At 68.0% G+C, this 14388-nt stretch carries 17 protein-coding genes; 12 read left to right on the top strand and 5 right to left on the bottom strand.

Annotated elements, in window-relative coordinates; genetic code table 11:
* The first annotated feature begins 67 nt into the window (after positions 1-67).
* The 3 genes from ACAH41_RS12330 to ACAH41_RS12340 all read left to right on the top strand — a co-directional run bounded on the left by ACAH41_RS12330 (position 68) and on the right by ACAH41_RS12340 (position 2225).
* Positions 68-991 carry a LysR family transcriptional regulator gene (locus ACAH41_RS12330; protein WP_325651110.1) on the top strand — a complete coding sequence of 308 codons (924 nt, stop codon included), beginning with the start codon at positions 68-70 and terminating at the stop codon, positions 989-991.
* 337 nt (positions 992-1328) lie between these two features.
* The gene (locus ACAH41_RS12335) at positions 1329-1751 is read left to right on the top strand and encodes an Lrp/AsnC family transcriptional regulator (RefSeq protein WP_325651112.1); all 423 of its coding nucleotides are present in this window, start codon (positions 1329-1331) and stop codon (positions 1749-1751) included.
* A 237-nt stretch (positions 1752-1988) separates the two neighbouring features.
* Positions 1989-2225 (top strand): hypothetical protein, encoded by a 237-nt coding sequence (locus ACAH41_RS12340; RefSeq protein ID WP_370538311.1) that lies wholly within the window; start codon positions 1989-1991, stop codon positions 2223-2225.
* Positions 2226-2357: 132 nt separating this feature from the next.
* Here the strand turns inward: ACAH41_RS12340 and ACAH41_RS12345 are convergent, their stop codons facing one another.
* Positions 2358-2807 (bottom strand): CopD family protein, encoded by a 450-nt coding sequence (locus ACAH41_RS12345; protein ID WP_325651114.1) that lies wholly within the window; start codon positions 2805-2807, stop codon positions 2358-2360.
* Positions 2808-2877: 70 nt separating this feature from the next.
* On the opposite strand from ACAH41_RS12345, the gene ACAH41_RS12350 reads away from it, so the two are divergent.
* The 3 genes from ACAH41_RS12350 to ACAH41_RS12360 all read left to right on the top strand — a co-directional run bounded on the left by ACAH41_RS12350 (position 2878) and on the right by ACAH41_RS12360 (position 3977).
* Positions 2878-3273 carry a VOC family protein gene (locus ACAH41_RS12350; protein ID WP_325651116.1) on the top strand — a complete coding sequence of 132 codons (396 nt, stop codon included), beginning with the start codon at positions 2878-2880 and terminating at the stop codon, positions 3271-3273.
* A 69-nt stretch (positions 3274-3342) separates the two neighbouring features.
* Entirely contained in the window at positions 3343-3588 is a 246-nt protein-coding gene (locus ACAH41_RS12355; RefSeq protein ID WP_325651118.1) for a hypothetical protein, read from the top strand.
* Positions 3585-3977: a type II toxin-antitoxin system VapC family toxin gene (locus ACAH41_RS12360; protein ID WP_325651119.1), complete on the top strand. Its 393-nt coding sequence runs from the start codon at positions 3585-3587 to the stop codon at positions 3975-3977. Before ACAH41_RS12355 ends, ACAH41_RS12360 begins: the two co-directional genes overlap by 4 nt.
* A 37-nt stretch (positions 3978-4014) precedes the next feature.
* Here ACAH41_RS12360 and ACAH41_RS12365 read toward each other — a convergent pair whose 3' ends face one another.
* A complete protein-coding gene (locus ACAH41_RS12365) occupies positions 4015-4317 on the bottom strand; it encodes a hypothetical protein (RefSeq protein ID WP_370538312.1) in 303 nt (100 codons plus the stop codon).
* 100 nt (positions 4318-4417) lie between these two features.
* On the bottom strand, positions 4418-5272 hold the full coding sequence (locus tag ACAH41_RS12370) for a LysR substrate-binding domain-containing protein (RefSeq protein ID WP_325651121.1): 855 nt from the start codon (positions 5270-5272) through the stop codon (positions 4418-4420).
* Between the two features lie 123 nt (positions 5273-5395).
* On the opposite strand from ACAH41_RS12370, the gene ACAH41_RS12375 reads away from it, so the two are divergent.
* From ACAH41_RS12375 to ACAH41_RS12400, 6 genes are all read left to right on the top strand, one after another.
* Positions 5396-6697: an aspartate aminotransferase family protein gene (locus ACAH41_RS12375; protein WP_325651122.1), complete on the top strand. Its 1302-nt coding sequence runs from the start codon at positions 5396-5398 to the stop codon at positions 6695-6697.
* A gap of 188 nt (positions 6698-6885) precedes the next feature.
* Positions 6886-9087, top strand: a complete 2202-nt coding sequence (locus ACAH41_RS12380; protein WP_325651123.1) for a TonB-dependent receptor — start codon at positions 6886-6888, stop codon at positions 9085-9087.
* Entirely contained in the window at positions 9087-9419 is a 333-nt protein-coding gene (locus ACAH41_RS12385) for a hypothetical protein (RefSeq protein ID WP_325651124.1), read from the top strand. Before ACAH41_RS12380 ends, ACAH41_RS12385 begins: the two co-directional genes overlap by 1 nt.
* On the top strand, positions 9409-9708 hold the full coding sequence (locus ACAH41_RS12390) for a hypothetical protein (RefSeq protein ID WP_325651125.1): 300 nt from the start codon (positions 9409-9411) through the stop codon (positions 9706-9708). The genes ACAH41_RS12385 and ACAH41_RS12390 overlap by 11 nt, the downstream gene beginning before the upstream one ends.
* Before the next feature lies 1 nt (position 9709).
* Positions 9710-11338 carry a PepSY-associated TM helix domain-containing protein gene (locus ACAH41_RS12395; RefSeq protein WP_325651126.1) on the top strand — a complete coding sequence of 543 codons (1629 nt, stop codon included), beginning with the start codon at positions 9710-9712 and terminating at the stop codon, positions 11336-11338.
* 64 nt (positions 11339-11402) lie between these two features.
* Complete coding sequence (locus ACAH41_RS12400; RefSeq protein ID WP_325651128.1) at positions 11403-12170, top strand: hypothetical protein; 768 nt, start codon at positions 11403-11405, stop codon at positions 12168-12170.
* 30 nt (positions 12171-12200) lie between these two features.
* On the opposite strand, the gene ylqF is transcribed toward ACAH41_RS12400, so the two are convergent.
* Positions 12201-13130, bottom strand: coding sequence for a ribosome biogenesis GTPase YlqF (gene ylqF, locus ACAH41_RS12405; RefSeq protein WP_325651130.1), 930 nt, complete (start codon positions 13128-13130; stop codon positions 12201-12203).
* Between the two features lie 75 nt (positions 13131-13205).
* On the bottom strand, positions 13206-14372 hold the full coding sequence (locus tag ACAH41_RS12410) for a mandelate racemase/muconate lactonizing enzyme family protein (protein ID WP_325651132.1): 1167 nt from the start codon (positions 14370-14372) through the stop codon (positions 13206-13208).
* Positions 14373-14388 lie beyond the last annotated feature (16 nt).

Below are 14388 nucleotides of genomic sequence, written 5' to 3' on the forward strand. Positions count from 1 at the left end.
CTTTAGTTTTTGCGATATGGTTGATAAAGCCCATATCAATTGATAGTTTGTTGCCTGGATCGACGCAATGGATCGTTTGACCGCCGCGCGCGTGTTCGTCGAAGTGGCCGACCGCGGCAGCCTGACCCAGACGGCAGAGCATCTGGAGATGTCGGCGGCCATGGTCAGCCGCTACCTCTCGGCCGCCGAGGACTGGCTGGGCGCCCGCCTGCTGCACAGGACCACGCGCAAGGTCAGCCTGACCGATGCCGGGGCCGCCGCCCTGCCCTCGTGCCGGCAATTGCTGGAGTTGGCGGACGAGGCCACGCACATCGCCGCCGAGCGCGGCCGCGAACCGGCGGGGGTGCTGCGCGTCACCAGTTCCAGCTCCTTTGCCGAGGCCGAGCTCACCGCCGCGCTGGTCGACTTTCAGCGCCAGTACGCGCAGGTGGAGATCGTGCTGTCGGTCAGCGACAAGGCCAGCGACCTGGTGGGGGAGCGGGTCGACCTGGCGGTGCGCATCACCAACACGCTGGACCCGGCGATGATCACGCGGCCGCTGGCGCAGTGCCGCTCGATGCTGTGCGCCTCGCCGGCCTATCTGGCGCTGCACGGCGAGCCGCACAGCGCAGAAGACCTGCGCCAGCATCGCTGCATCGCGCATGCCTTCGGCATTGGCAAACAGTACCGCTTCACCCGGGGCGATGAGACGATCACGGTGCCGGTCAGCTGGAGTTTTCATACCAACGAGACGGCGGTGCTGCGGCGGGCCGTGCTCAGCGGTGCCGGCATCGGCATGCTGCCGACCTACTACCTGGGCGATGACCTGCGCACCGGCCGCCTGGTGCGCCTGCTGCGTGGCCACGAGCCCGGCCTGCTCGGCATCCATGCCATCTATCTGTCGCGCCAGCACCAGCCGCTGGCGCTGCGCCTGCTGGTGGACTTCCTGGCAGCCCGCTTTGCCGGCGAACAAGCGCCCTGGGATCTCGCGATTGAGGCACAGCAATTCTGAAAAAAGCACGGGCGCTGGCTCACTTGGAGGCAGCGCCCGCGGGTCGGTTGGGACCTGGCTACATCACGTAGGGAGATCCCTCTCGGACCAAGAGAATGAAGACATATCACCTCCTTTCGCAGCTTGCTGAAGCCCACAGGGTACTCCAACGCGGCGTTGCAGGCATGGCCGAATGCAATGCTTCCTGTGAGGTTTGCCGCACGCGCTGGCGGAGCGGAGCCGGGCCCTGGCTTCGGATACAGGGCCTCGCGACGGGTTGCGCACAATGCGCGGCCAACCGTACATTCGGCACGGTGTTTCACTCCAAAACGGGCAGATCAGGCCCGGCCTTCTGCCCATGGATGACACCGACCGCCAACTGATCGCGTTGCTGCGCGACAACGCGCGCCTGCCGGTGGTGGCCCTGGCCAAGAAGCTGCGCGTGGCGCGCGCCACGGTGCAGAACCGCATCGCCCGGCTGGAGGCCGACGGCACCATCGTCGGCTACACCGTCCGGCTGCGGCCCGAAGCCGAGGCGCACCGCATCCGCGCCATCATGAGCATCGCCATCGAAGGCCACCATGCCGAAGCCGTGCGGCGCCAGCTGCGCGGCCACCCCAACGTGGTGGCGCTGCATACCACCAACGGCCGCTGGGACCTGATGGCCGAACTGCGCACCGACACGCTGGAGATGTTCGACAGCGTGCTGACCGAAATCCGATCGATCGAAGGCATTGCCAGCACCGAGACCAGCATCCTGCTGTCGACGTACAAGCTTTGAGGCCCTTCAGCTCGCGGGCGTCGGCCAGCGGTCGCCATTCCGCCAAGTCTCGTCCGCATCGCGGTGGCGGCAGCAAGACCCTCCGAGCATGCGGTGTCGCGCGGCCGTCAAATGTGTCGCGACGTAAGTAGGACTGCGCCTACACAGATAAGAGGCCTCGGCTTTGGGCAACGAGAGGCGCCGGCGGCAAACTTGCGCAGGCAAATTCGGTCTTCCGTCTCCGCTGTCCCAACCCCGATGTCTCCGCGCGATCTTCCCACCGTGTCCGAACGAGGTTACAAGTTTCGCTGCCCGAGCTGCCTCACGGAGGAAGACGAGCCGATGGATGGCGCTCACGGCGCCGGTTCGGACAGGCCCACGCCGAGCCGATTTGTCGTGTCCTGGGATGCGGTGGAGCGCGAAACCCCCCAGATGATGTCGGCGTATTGCGTGACCTGCAGCCGCCCGGCATCGGTGACCGAGCTTGCCGGCTGAGCGCCAGTCCCTGGTGAGGCCGCCGGTTCAAGCAACGGCGAGGAGGCCCGGCCGCGAAGTCGACGTGCCTGCCTCAGCCCGCCAGCCCCGGAACGCGCGCTGCCGCACGACCGCAAGGCTGCGGCAACCGTGTCAGCGCGCCGACACCGCAGCCACCACCACCAGCACGCCCAACGTGAGGTTCAACGCCACCAGCTGGCGGATGCGGTTCAGCACCTGCGCCGCCGCCGGCCAGGCCGAGGCATCACAGAACGCACGCAGCCTGGGGAACAGCAGCAGGTACAGGTAGGCAAACACCGCCGCCATCACCAGGCCCAGCGTGAACATGGCGTGCCAGCCCGGTGGCGCCGCATGAAAACCCACCGGCAGCAGCATGGCCAGCCCGGAGCCGAGCAGCAGCAGCACGGCCACCGCCATGAATGGCAGGAAGCGCGAGAAGGTCGCCACCCACAGCGGCAGCCGCCGCGGCGGCTCCAGCACCTCGGCCGCCGCCGGACGCAGGCAGAAGTAGGCGAAGAACATGCCGCCCATCCAGGCCATGGCCGCCAGCAGGTGCAGCAGGAGCAGTGATTGGTGAAGCATGTCGACGGTCTCTTCGCAGGCGTTGGCAGAAGCCGCATTGTTGCCGCCCCGCCGCTGGCAAGATGACCCCATGTTTTCACACCACTTCACCGGCGTGCAGGACTTCGACCGCGCCCTCGCCTTCTACCAGCCGCTGCTGGCCTCGCTCGGGCTGCAGCAACGCTTCGTCGATACCTCACGCCCCTGGGCCGGCTGGCAGGTGCCCGGCCAACCCCGTCCACTGTTCGTGATCGCCACGCCACACGAAGGCACTCACGCCCCCGGCAACGGTCAGATGGTGGCTTTCCTCGCGCCCAGCCGCGAAGTGGTGCGCCAAGTGCATGCCATCGGCCTGGCGAGCGGCGGCACCTGTGAAGGCGAACCTGCCCTTCGGCCGCACTACCACCCGGATTACTACGGCGCCTATTTGCGCGATCCGGAGGGGAACAAGATCGGGCTGGCTTGTCATGAGCCGGAGGCTTCTTGAGCGTCAAATTGCCAGCGGCGCCTTGGTGATCCAAAATGCAACCGTTTTGGTTGCAAAGCAGGCTTCACCATGCCCACTTCCTTGACTCTAAAAAACATCCCGTATGCCGTGTACCAGCGGCTGAAGGCTGCCGCCGAACTGCACCGCCGAAGCCTGAACAGCGAGGCCATCGTGTGCCTAGAGTCGGTGCTGATGGCTGGCCGTGTGGCGCCGAGTGATCGCCTGGCACGCGCTCGCGAACTCAGAGCCGGCCTGCCACCGGTGCAGTTCTCCGCGAAGGACATTGATGCAGCCAAGCAGGCGGGTCGCAAGTGATCGTGGTCGACAGCAATGTACTGGCCTACCTGTACCTGCCGGGGGAGTTCACCGCTGCGGCCGAAGCCTTGCTGGAGCGTGAGCCCGAATGGGCTGCACCGCCCCTGTGGCGCAGCGAGTTCCGGAACATCCTGGCCGGCTACATGCGCCGCAAGATGCTGAGTTTCGAACAAGCCTGCAGCCTTCAGGTCGAGGCTGAATCCCTGATGCAGGGATTCGAATTCGACGTGCATTCGCGGGAAGTCATGGCACTGGTGCGGAACAGCGAATGCTCTGCCTACGACTGCGAATTCGTTGCGCTGGCTGAACGCCTGGATGCCAAGTTGGTGACGATGGACAAAAAGGTGCTGAAAGCCTTTCCGGCACGCGCCGTCTCTCTTGCGGTCTGAGAGCCGCATAGGCTACTGGGCGATGACCGCCGCATGCCTAGCATTTCCATGGCCGAACGTTTTGAAGAGCGCCACCCAGTTCCTCTTGCCCGATTGATCCGGCCTGATCGTCAAACGCCTCGGAGAGGATGCGCCTTGCCCTTGCACATTTCCTAAACACATCGTGCTCATCGAGGAAGCGGAAAGTCTCCGCATTCAGCTGCTCGCTCGTCAGCTCATTGGTAGCGCTGCCAAGCCGGTCTAGCGACACGACCAATTCTTCGAGCGTGCAGAGCACATCAATGATTTGCTGACGGGAATAGGTGATGGACATGGTCTGGACGGCAAGTCGGTCTTTCATCGGACGGCCGGGTACGCCAAAACTTCGCAGCAATTCCCGTGAACCACTGGAGCAGACAACGCCATCCCGTCAACAAGCTCTTTCGGGTGGACGGGGCCACCTACAACGCCGGCAACTGCCGCTGCAAGTGCTCCGCAAACTCCACCGCCAGCGACGGTGGTCTTCGCAAATCGAAAGCGACGGCCAGGCCGACGTCGGGCAGGCGGGGCAGGAGTTTGCCGATGGGCAGGACCTGCAGGTCCGGTGGGACCGCGGCCTGCGTGAGCACCGCGATCGCCTGGCCTGAGCGGACCACGGCCAGCAGGCCGGAGATGCTGCCGCTGGCGTAGGCGACGCGGTAGGTGCGGCCGGTGGCGTCCAGGCCTTCGCAGGCGGCGCGGTGGTCCAGTGTGTCGGGGTCGGACAGTGCGAGTTGCAGCGGTTCGCGCAGCACGGCGTCGTCGTCATGCTTGCCCACCCACACCAGCGGCTCGCGGCGCACCACGGGCGTGGGGTCGTCCGGTGCGGTGGAGACCAGCGCCAAGTCCAGTTCGTGGCGCTTGAGCCGTTCGCGCAGCCGCGGCGTGGGCGCGCACAGCACTTCCACGAAGACCTGCGGATGGCGGCCGGCGAAGCTGCGCAGGATGTGCGGCAGGAAGGCGGTGGCGTAGTCGTCCGGGCAGCCGAAGCGCAGCGTGCCGGAGAGGCCGGCGCCGGAGATGTCGGCCACCGCGGCGTCGTGGTGGCGCAGGATGGTGCGGGCATGGGCCAGCAGGCGTTCGCCGTGCAGCGTGAGTTGCACGCCGCGACCGGTGCGGTTGAGCAGCGGCTGGTTCAGCATGGCTTCCAGCTTCTTGACCTGCATGCTGACGGCGGCCTGCGTGCGGCCGACGCGCCCTCCCGCACGGCCCAGCGTATGGGTCTCGGCAATGGCGACAAAGGTGCGCAGCAGGTCGATGTCAAGGTGGCGGGTCATGCATCGGGTCTCCGGCCGGCCATCTTGCCATCAAGCGACCTGATAGCTGGTTTCAGAAATATCAGCTTTCCTTGACCCCTTGCGGTTCGTAAGCTGGCGGCGAATCCACCCACAGGAGCGCCCATGTCCCGCAATGACGACCTCGCCTTCTGGCAGCACGCCCGCCAGCACCTGATCCGCTACGGCGGCAGCTTCGAGCCGATGATCATCGAACGGGCGCAGGGCAGCTTTGTCTATGACGCGGACGGCCGCGCCATCCTGGACTTCACCTCCGGCCAGATGAGCGCGCTGCTGGGCCACGGCCACCCGGAAGTGGCCGCGGTGGTGGCCGAACATGCGCGCAACCTGGACCACCTGTTCAGCGGCATGCTGAGCCGCCCGGTGGTGGACCTGGCCACGCGGCTGGCCGAGATCGCCCCCGCTGGCCTCACCCGTTCGATGCTGCTGAGCACCGGCGCCGAGGCCAACGAGGCGGCCCTCAAGCTGGCCAAGCTCTACACCGGCAAGTTCGAGGTCGTGAGCTTCGCCCAATCCTGGCACGGCATGACCGGCGGCGCCGCGTCGGCCACCTACAGTGCCGGCCGCAAGGGCTACGGCCCGGCAGCGGTGGGCTCGTTCGCCATTCCCGCGCCCTACCCCTACCGGCCGCGCTTCGAGCGCCACGGCCAGTTCGACTGGCAGGCCGAGCTGGACTACGCCTTCGATCTGATCGACCGCCAGTCCAGCGGCAACCTGGCCGCCTTCATCGCCGAGCCTATCCTCAGCTCCGGCGGCATCATCGACCTGCCGCTGGGCTACCTGGCCGCGCTGAAGCAGAAATGCAGCGAGCGCGGCATGCTGCTGATCCTGGACGAGGCGCAGACCGGCGTGGGCCGCACCGGCCTGATGTTCGCCTGCAACCGCGACGGCGTGTCGCCGGACATCCTCACGCTGTCCAAGACCCTGGGCGCGGGCTTGCCGCTGGCCGCCGTGCTCACCTCCGCAGAGATCGAAGAGACCTGCCATGCGCGCGGCTTCCTGTTCTACACCACGCACGTCTCCGACCCGCTGCCTGCCGCGGTCGGCCTGAAGGTGCTGGAGGTCGTCGAGCGCGATGGCCTGGTGGAACGCGCCAAAACCGCCGGCCAGCGGCTGGAGCGTGGCCTGCGCGCGCTCCAGGAAGAGTTCACCTGCATTGGCGAGGTGCGCGGCCGCGGCCTGCTGCTGGGCCTGGAGGTGGTGAAGGACCGTGCCGGCAAGGAGGCCGCGCCGGAGCTGGGCTCGGCCATCACGCGCGAGTGCATGCGGCTGGGCCTGAGCATGAACATCGTGCAGCTGCCGGGCATGGGTGGCGTGTTCCGCATCGCCCCGCCGCTGACCGTCAGCGACGAGGAACTGGACCTGGGCCTGTCGCTGCTGCGGCAGGCGATGCAGAAGGTGGTCTGAGCGGCCGGCCATGGCCTGGAGGGCCCGTGTGGGCGCGAGCCGGGGTCGTGGCCACTGTGGGCTTGCCGTCAATTCAATTAACGCGAATCATTATCATTGATATGTAGAATTGCGAACCAAGGAGGGGCCGCCTCCCGCCGCAACAAGTGCAGGACGGGGCGCTCGCAGCACGCGGCCCGAGGAGCACCATGATTCACACGCGCACGTTCGCAGCCGCTTGTCTGCTGGGTGCCACGGCCGCTGCCGTGGCCCAACAGGCCCCGGCGCCCGCAACCCCGCCTGACACGCCAGCAGCGGTTGCGGAAAGCCCCGCCGCCCCGGCCGAAACCGTCGTCATCACGGCCGACAAGCTGCGCCGCGGCGAAGCGGCCACGACCCAGAGCGTGGCGCTGCGGAGTGCGCGGCAGATCCAGGAGCAGGCGGCCAGCACGGTAGACGAGGTCATCAGCGGCATGGCCAACATCGGCACCGCGCAGGGGCTGACGATCCGCGGCATCAGCCTCTACGGCCCGACCGGCGGCGACGGCAAGATGGCCACCGTCACGGTGGACGGCGTGACCCAGGACGGCTACGGCCAGGACATCACCGGCCTGTCAGTGTGGGACGCCGCCGGCGTCGAGGTGCTGCGCGGCCCGCAGTCCACCAACCAGGGCCGCAACGCGCTGGCCGGCGCCGTCGTGCTGAAGACCCGCAACCCGACTGACAGCTGGGACCTGCGCGGCCGTGCCACGGTGACCGACCAGCACAGCCACAGCCTGGCGCTGGCCGGCGGCGGCCCGTTGGCAGGCGACGTGCTGGCCTTCCGCCTCAGCGGCGAAGTGCGGCGCGACGGCGGCGAGATCACCAACATCACGCTGAACGACCCGCGCTGGAACCGCGACGACGGCAGCACGCTGCGCGGCAAGCTGCGCCTGACGCCCGCCGGCACCGACTACCAGGCCCTGCTGACGCTGGTGGACCAGCACCGGACCACCGGCAACGGCTACATCGAGGCCAGCCTTTTCCCGGTCGAGGACCACAAGGCCACCTCGAACGAACCCTGGTTCGCCAGGAACCACGACCGCAGCCTGGCGCTGGAGCAGACGCTCAACTTCGCCGGCGCCGACTGGACCTGGCTCAGCACCCTGGCCCGCCACGACTGGAACCGCGTGGGCGACTACGACGGCACCGAGCAGAACCAGGGCGCCAGCAGCGGCAATGCGCAGGACAGGCAGTGGAGCCAGGAACTGCGCGCCAACTTCGAGCGCAAGCTGGGCGGCCACACGCTGCGCGGCGTGGCGGGGGTCTACCTCGCGAACCAGAAGCGCGAGCAGCTCGACGACTTCACGGTGCCGGTCTCCTACGTGCTGACCATCTTCGGCATGTGCCCGGACCAGACCACCTGCGACGCGCTCTACCCGACCGACTTCGTGCTGCGCCAGAACGGCGTGAAGCAGAACGTGCGCAACCGCGCGCTGTTCGCCGAGGCCGACTATGAGGTGGGCGACCTGACCTTCACCGCCGGCCTGCGCCACGACCAGGAGACCCAGGACCGCACCGTCATCGCCGCCACCAGCGGCAACACCGACGTGGCGCAGCAGATCGTGCAACTGCTGCTGGCCAACGGCGTGGCTGCACCGGACGGCCAGCAGCAGCTGCACACCCGCTACACCGCCTGGCTGCCCAAGGCTGCCTTGAGCTGGCGCTTCGACCCGGCCTGGCGCGCCGGCCTGACGGTTCAGCGCGGCTACCGCACCGGCGGCATCAACTACAGCTACCAGCGCGGCGCCAATGCGTTCGACCCGGAGTACACGACCAACTACGAGCTTTCGCTGAAGGGCAAGCCCACGGCCGACAGCTTCGTCGCGCTGAACGCCTACCGCGTCGACTGGCGCGACCAGCAGGTCAACGTGGGTGCGAACTCGCTGGACATCTTCATCGTCAACGCTGGCCGCTCGCGCCTGCAAGGCCTGGAGCTGGAAGCCCGCAGCCAGCTCACGCACACGCTGGAAGCCTTTGGCGCGCTGGGCATCTCGCGCACCCGCTACATCGAATTCACCGACGCCGCGGCCAGCTACGAAGGCAGGCAGTTCCCCTCGTCGCCACGCCAGACCGCCTCGGCCGGCCTGACCTGGAAGCCCGGCCCCTGGACCGTCTACGGCGAAGCCCGCTACGAAGGCGGCACCTTCTCCGACGCCGCCAACAGCGCCGACCAGCGCAACGACGCGCACACCGTGCTGAACACCCGCGTCGCCTGGGCCCTGAACCCGAAGCTGCGTGTCTTCGCCTACGGCAGCAACCTGCTGGACGAGGTCTACACCACCTACCGCTGGCAGAACGCGCCCGGCCGCGAGGCCGATTACCTCGGCCGTGGCCGCACGCTGGGCCTGGGGCTGGAGGCCGAGCTGTGATGGCGGGCGCGGTCGACTGGCTCTGGTTGCCGCTGGGTGCGCTCAGCGGCACGGCCTTCTACCTCGGCACCACGCACCAGCGGCTGCGCCCGGCGTGGCGGCCCAGCGCTGCGGCCGGGCACGCCTGGCGGCTGGCCGGGCTGCTGCTGTTCGCGCTGAGCGCCGCCCTGGCCATCCCGTCGCTGGGCCGCTGGCCGGGCGTGTTCTGCGCGCTCAGCATGCTGATGCTGGCCTGCGTGGCACTGCCCTGGCTGGACCAGGGCCTGCGCGACTCACCTGCCAAACGGCTTGCCGCCGCCAAGGCAACAACGGAGCTTCCTCATGTGGGCTAAATCCATGGCCGCCGTGTTGCTGGGCATGCCGCTGGCGGTCGCGGTGGTCGGGCTGATCGCACTGCTGGGCCCAGGCCCGCTGGCATTGCGCACGCTGCCCTCGCTGCTGCTGTTCTTCCCGGTCTGGGTGGTCAGCATCAGCCTGCCGTTCTGGTTCCGCAGCGGCAAGGCCGCCTGGGCCTGGCTGGGCGGTGCCACGTTGCTGGGCTTTGCGCTGCTGTGGTGGGTCAAGCAGCAAGGCGCGCTGGCGTCGCTCGGCGCGCTGGTCCCGCCCAGCACCGGAGGCTGAGATGAAGACCAGCACCTTGCGCGGCTTCCTGGCCCTGCACACCTGGGTCGGCCTGGCCAGCGGCCTGCTGTTGTTCATCGCCTTCTACGCTGGCGCGTTCACGCTGTTCCACCACCAGCTGGAAGACTGGGAACGCCAGCCCGCGGCCACGGCCCACGCGCTGGCGGCGACACCGGACACCACGCCGGCCGACGCGCTGGCGACTGCCCAGCGCCTGCTGGACAGCACGCTGGCCGCGCATCCCGCTGCCGCCGAAGACCTGCGCCTGTGGCTGCCCGGCGAACATGCCGAAACGCCCACGCTCTACTGGTACGAGAACGGCACTGCCAGCGGCCGCCAGACCCACATCCTGACGCTGGACGCCCATGGCGCGCTGGCCGAGCAGCCCGAGCTGCCCGACTTCGCCGGCCTGGTCTACCGCCTGCACTACACCGCCGGCCTGCCGGCGCAGATCGGCATCTACCTGTTCGGCTTCGTCTGCGTGCTGTACGGCGTGGCGCTGGTCAGTGGCGTGGTGATCTACATGCCGACGTTCCTGCGCGACCTGTTTGCGCTGCGCGCCGGCCGCAACATCAAGCGCTACTGGCAGGACGCGCACAACGTGGTGGGCCTGCTGTCCCTGCCCTTCCATGTCATCTTCGCGTGGAGCGGCGCGGTGCTGTGCATCGGCCTGGTGATGCTGGCGCCGTTCCAGTTCCTGGTCTTCGACGGCAAGCTGCTGCAGGTCGTGCAGCCGGAGATCGACCCGACGCCGGTCGTCGAGCCTGCCAAGACTGCTGCGCCGCTGCAGCCGGTGACCGCGCTGGTCGCCAGCGCTCGGCAGCAAATCCCCGGCCTGGTGGTCGAGCGGCTCTACATCCAGCACGCCGGCGATGCCAAAGCCCAGGTCACGGTCGAAGGCGACACGCCGCAAGGGGCGCTGAATGCCCGCTCGGCGGTGGTGCTGGACGGCGTCACCGCCGCGCCGCGGCGCGTCTTCGACCCGAACCGCCAGAGCCCCGGCCAGGCCTTCATGTACGGCCTGTTCGCGCTGCACTTCGGCGACTTTGGCGGCGCCGCGCTGCGCTGGCTCTACTCCGCGCTCGGCCTGGCCGGCGCCTTCCTGTTCTACAGCGGCAACCTGCTGTGGGTCGAGGCCCGCAGGCGCCACCATGCGCCCGTGCAACGCAGCGCCTGCATCCGCATGGCGCAGCTCACGCTGGGCGTCAGCCTGGGTTGCTGCGCCGGCATTGCCGCGATGGCCTGGGCCGCGCGCCTGGTGCCGCTGCTCACCGGCCAGCCCGCTGGCGAAGCGTTGATGCCGAGCTACCTCGCCGTCTTCGGCCTGATGGTGCTGTGGGCACTGCTGCGCGCACCCAGCCACGGCGCACGGGAGCTGCTGTGGCTCACCGCCGGCCTGCACGCCGCGGTGCCACTGCTCGAACTGCTGGACCTGCAGCGCGCCACACCGGCCGCAGCGGACGGCGCCACCCGCCTGGCGGTCAGCGGCATCGCGCTGCTGCTGGCCACCGGCTTTGCACTGGCGGCCCGCCAGGTGCAGCAACGCGCGCAGACCGGCGACCGGCACAGCGTGTGGGCAGCACCGCAGCGTGTGGCTGAAACCGCGAGCGCACACCGTCCTCTCCCTTGAGGATGGTGGTGCCGCGGTACCCGGTGCTAGCGTGGACATTCCACACCCACCGAGCGAATTCCAGATGACGAAGTACCTTTTTGCAGCGCCGTTGCGCAAGACCTTGGCCCTGCTGGCACTGGCCGCCGTGGCCAGCCCGGGCTGGAGCCAGGACGTGGGCCTGTCCACCCGCACCCATGCCATTGCCTGGACGCTGGACTTCGACAACCAGCCCGCCGAGGCCTTCGACTACAGCGACAGCGCCACCACTTCCGGCCTCGGCAACGACTATTCCACCTCCATCGGCGACGCCATCAACGGCACGCATGCCAACTGCCAGGCCGGCGGCAGCCTCGGCTGGATCACGGCCAGCAGCAGCACCAGCTACCCGGCCCATGGCAGCTACGACTTCTCGCTGTACGCCAAGTGCATCGCCGAGGTTCATTCGCGCGACCGCATCCTGGCCAGCGCACCGGGCGTGCCTGCCGGCACCATGATGAAGTACACCGTCACGGTGGACACGAACGCCTACTCGAACGTCATCGACCCCTCGCTGACACCCGACGCGGTGGTGGCCCGCCTGCTGGTCACCGTGGCCGACGACAAGCACAAGGCAGACGCCAGCATCAACAACACCGACACCTCGGTCGAACCGCTGCGGCTCAAGCGCACGTTCCAGGTGCCGGCCGGCAGCTACTTCGACATCGATGCGATGCTCAAGACCAAGGCCAAGTCCTTCGCCGGCGAAGGTGCCAGCAGCGCCTCCGCCACCGCCGACTACGCCCGCGTGCGCGTGCGCTCCGAAACGCCCAACGCGAACCTCACCGGCGTCTCCGGACACTCCTACCGCTGACGCAGCGAGCAGGAAGAAGGGCGCTGGGCTTCAGCGCCCGTCCGGCCGCCGCGTGCCGGCGCGGGCAGCCTTCTTCTGCGCCTTCTCGGCTTGTACCGCCTCGGCGTCGGCGCGCCAGGCGGCAAAGCCTTCCGGCGTCTCCAGCGTCACCCGGCCCAGCGCGGCCGAGCGGTAGTCGTTCAGCAGGGCTTCGGAAGCCTTCTGCATGCTGACCTTGCCGCCGCTCTGCACCGCGCCGCGGGCGCGGCCAATGCCGGCCAGCACGTCTTCGGACAGCATGCTCGCCACGTCCTGCAGCCGGTAGCGCGCTTCGAGCAGCGGCGCATAGTCCGGCTGCAGCGTCTCGATCAGCTCCAGCGCCACCTCTTCTTCGTCGTAGGCATTGCGGCCGACCGAGCCGGCTGCCGCCAGGTGGTAGCCGCTCTTGGGCACCAGGATCTTGGGCCACAGCATGCCGGGCGTGTCGTAGAGGTAGGCGTCGCTGGCCAGCGAGATGCGCTGCTCGTTTTTCGTGATGCCGGCCTCGTCGCCGGTCTTGGTGGCTTTCTTGCCGACCAGCGTGTTGATCAGCGTGCTCTTGCCCACGTTGGGCACGCCGCAGATCAGCACCCGAAGCGGCTTGGCCATGCCGCCGCGGTTGGGTGCCAGCTCGCGGCAGGCGGCGGCCAGGCGGGCGGCCGGCGCTGCTTCGCTGGCGTCCAGGCCGATGGCGCGGGTCTCGGGCCGGGCGTTGAAGTGGTCCAACCAGGCCGCCGTGCGCGCCGGGTCGGCCATGTCCTGCTTGTTCAGCACCTTCAGCGCCGGTTTGCCGGCAGTCAGCTCGGCCAGCAGCGGGTTTTCGCTGGAGCCCGGCAGCCGCGCATCCAGCAACTCGATCACCACGTCCACCCCCAGCTTCATGCGCTCGATGATGGCCTTGCGCGTGGCATGCATGTGGCCGGGGAACCAGTTGACGGACATGGGAGAACCTTGGAACAGAAACGGGACCGGCCCGCTCTCACAGCGGGCCGTCGCCATTGTCCCAGTTGTCAGCAATCAGCCCGCCAGCGCCCGCATCTCCGCGTACAGATCGGCCTTGCCCTCAAACCCGATGCCGGGCAGCTCGGGCAGCGTGACGTAGCCGTTGTCCACCTTCACGCCATCGGGGAAGCCGCCGTAGGGCTGGAACAGGTCGGGGTAGCTTTCGTTGCCGCCCAGGCCCAGGCCGGCGGCAATCGCCAGCGACATCTGGTGCCCGCCGTGCGGCACGCAACGCGAGGGCGACCAGCCGTTGTCCTTGAGCATGTCCAGCGTGCGCAGGTATTCCACGCAGCCGTAGCTCAAGGCGCAGTCGAACTGCAGCCAGTCGCGGTCGGGCCGCATGCCGCCGTAGCGGATCAGGTTGCGCGCGTCCTGCATCGAAAACAGGTTCTCGCCGGTGGCCATGGGCTTGGCATAGTGGTTCGCCAGTTCCGCCTGCAGCGCGTAGTCCAGCGGGTCACCGGCTTCCTCGTACCAGAACAGGTCGTACTGCGACAGCGCCTTGGCGTACTCGACAGCGGTCTTGATGTCGAAGCGGCCGTTGGCATCCACCGCCAGTTGCTGGCCCGGTCCCAGCAGCTTGAGCACGGTTTCGATGCGCAGCATGTCCTCCTTCAGCGAGGCGCCGCCGATCTTCTTCTTGACCACCGAATAGCCTCGGTCCAGGTAGCTCTGCATCTCGCGTTTCAGGCCCTCCAGGCCCTGGCCGGGCCAGTAGTAGCCGCCGGCAGCGTAGACAAACACCTTGCGGTTGGCCTGGCCGTTGCCATGGCGCTCGGCCAGCAGTTGGTAGAGCGGCTTGCCTTCGATCTTGGCCACCGCGTCCCACACGGCCATGTCGATGGTGCCCACGGCCACCGAGCGCTCGCCATGACCGCCGGGTTTTTCGTTGTTCATCATCGTGGCCCACACCTTGTGCGGACTCAGGTTGTCGCCGCTCTCGTCCAGCAGGCTCGCAGGCTCGGCCTCCAGCAGGCGCGGGCGGAAGCGCTCGCGGATCAGCGCGCCCTGGCCGTAGCGGCCGTTGCTGTTGAAGCCGTAGCCGATGACCGGCTTGCCATCGCGGATGACATCGGTGACCACGGCCACCAGGCTCAGCGTCATCTTGGAGAAGTCGATGTAGGCATTGCGGATGTTCGACTTGATGGGCTTGGTTTCTTCGCGGATGTCGATGATCTTCATGGCGGTGTCGTTCCTG

Origin of the sequence: Ideonella sp. (assembly GCF_041287625.1) — a bacterium.
Lineage (GTDB): Bacteria > Pseudomonadota > Gammaproteobacteria > Burkholderiales > Burkholderiaceae_C > Ideonella.

What these genes read in the sequence shown, in the direction of transcription:
- ACAH41_RS12330 (WP_325651110.1), top strand. Translation starts at nt 68, where the DNA reads ATGGATCGTTTGACCGCCGCGCGCGTGTTCGTCGAAGTGGCCGACCGC.
- ACAH41_RS12335 (WP_325651112.1), top strand. Translation starts at nt 1,329, where the DNA reads ATGGATGACACCGACCGCCAACTGATCGCGTTGCTGCGCGACAACGCG.
- ACAH41_RS12340 (WP_370538311.1), top strand. Translation starts at nt 1,989, where the DNA reads ATGTCTCCGCGCGATCTTCCCACCGTGTCCGAACGAGGTTACAAGTTT.
- ACAH41_RS12345 (WP_325651114.1), bottom strand. Translation starts at nt 2,807, where the DNA reads ATGCTTCACCAATCACTGCTCCTGCTGCACCTGCTGGCGGCCATGGCC.
- ACAH41_RS12350 (WP_325651116.1), top strand. Translation starts at nt 2,878, where the DNA reads ATGTTTTCACACCACTTCACCGGCGTGCAGGACTTCGACCGCGCCCTC.
- ACAH41_RS12355 (WP_325651118.1), top strand. Translation starts at nt 3,343, where the DNA reads ATGCCCACTTCCTTGACTCTAAAAAACATCCCGTATGCCGTGTACCAG.
- ACAH41_RS12365 (WP_370538312.1), bottom strand. Translation starts at nt 4,317, where the DNA reads ATGAAAGACCGACTTGCCGTCCAGACCATGTCCATCACCTATTCCCGT.
- ACAH41_RS12370 (WP_325651121.1), bottom strand. Translation starts at nt 5,272, where the DNA reads ATGACCCGCCACCTTGACATCGACCTGCTGCGCACCTTTGTCGCCATT.
- ACAH41_RS12375 (WP_325651122.1), top strand. Translation starts at nt 5,396, where the DNA reads ATGTCCCGCAATGACGACCTCGCCTTCTGGCAGCACGCCCGCCAGCAC.
- ACAH41_RS12380 (WP_325651123.1), top strand. Translation starts at nt 6,886, where the DNA reads ATGATTCACACGCGCACGTTCGCAGCCGCTTGTCTGCTGGGTGCCACG.
- ACAH41_RS12385 (WP_325651124.1), top strand. Translation starts at nt 9,087, where the DNA reads ATGGCGGGCGCGGTCGACTGGCTCTGGTTGCCGCTGGGTGCGCTCAGC.
- ACAH41_RS12390 (WP_325651125.1), top strand. Translation starts at nt 9,409, where the DNA reads ATGTGGGCTAAATCCATGGCCGCCGTGTTGCTGGGCATGCCGCTGGCG.
- ACAH41_RS12395 (WP_325651126.1), top strand. Translation starts at nt 9,710, where the DNA reads ATGAAGACCAGCACCTTGCGCGGCTTCCTGGCCCTGCACACCTGGGTC.
- ACAH41_RS12400 (WP_325651128.1), top strand. Translation starts at nt 11,403, where the DNA reads ATGACGAAGTACCTTTTTGCAGCGCCGTTGCGCAAGACCTTGGCCCTG.
- ylqF (WP_325651130.1), bottom strand. Translation starts at nt 13,130, where the DNA reads ATGTCCGTCAACTGGTTCCCCGGCCACATGCATGCCACGCGCAAGGCC.
- ACAH41_RS12410 (WP_325651132.1), bottom strand. Translation starts at nt 14,372, where the DNA reads ATGAAGATCATCGACATCCGCGAAGAAACCAAGCCCATCAAGTCGAAC.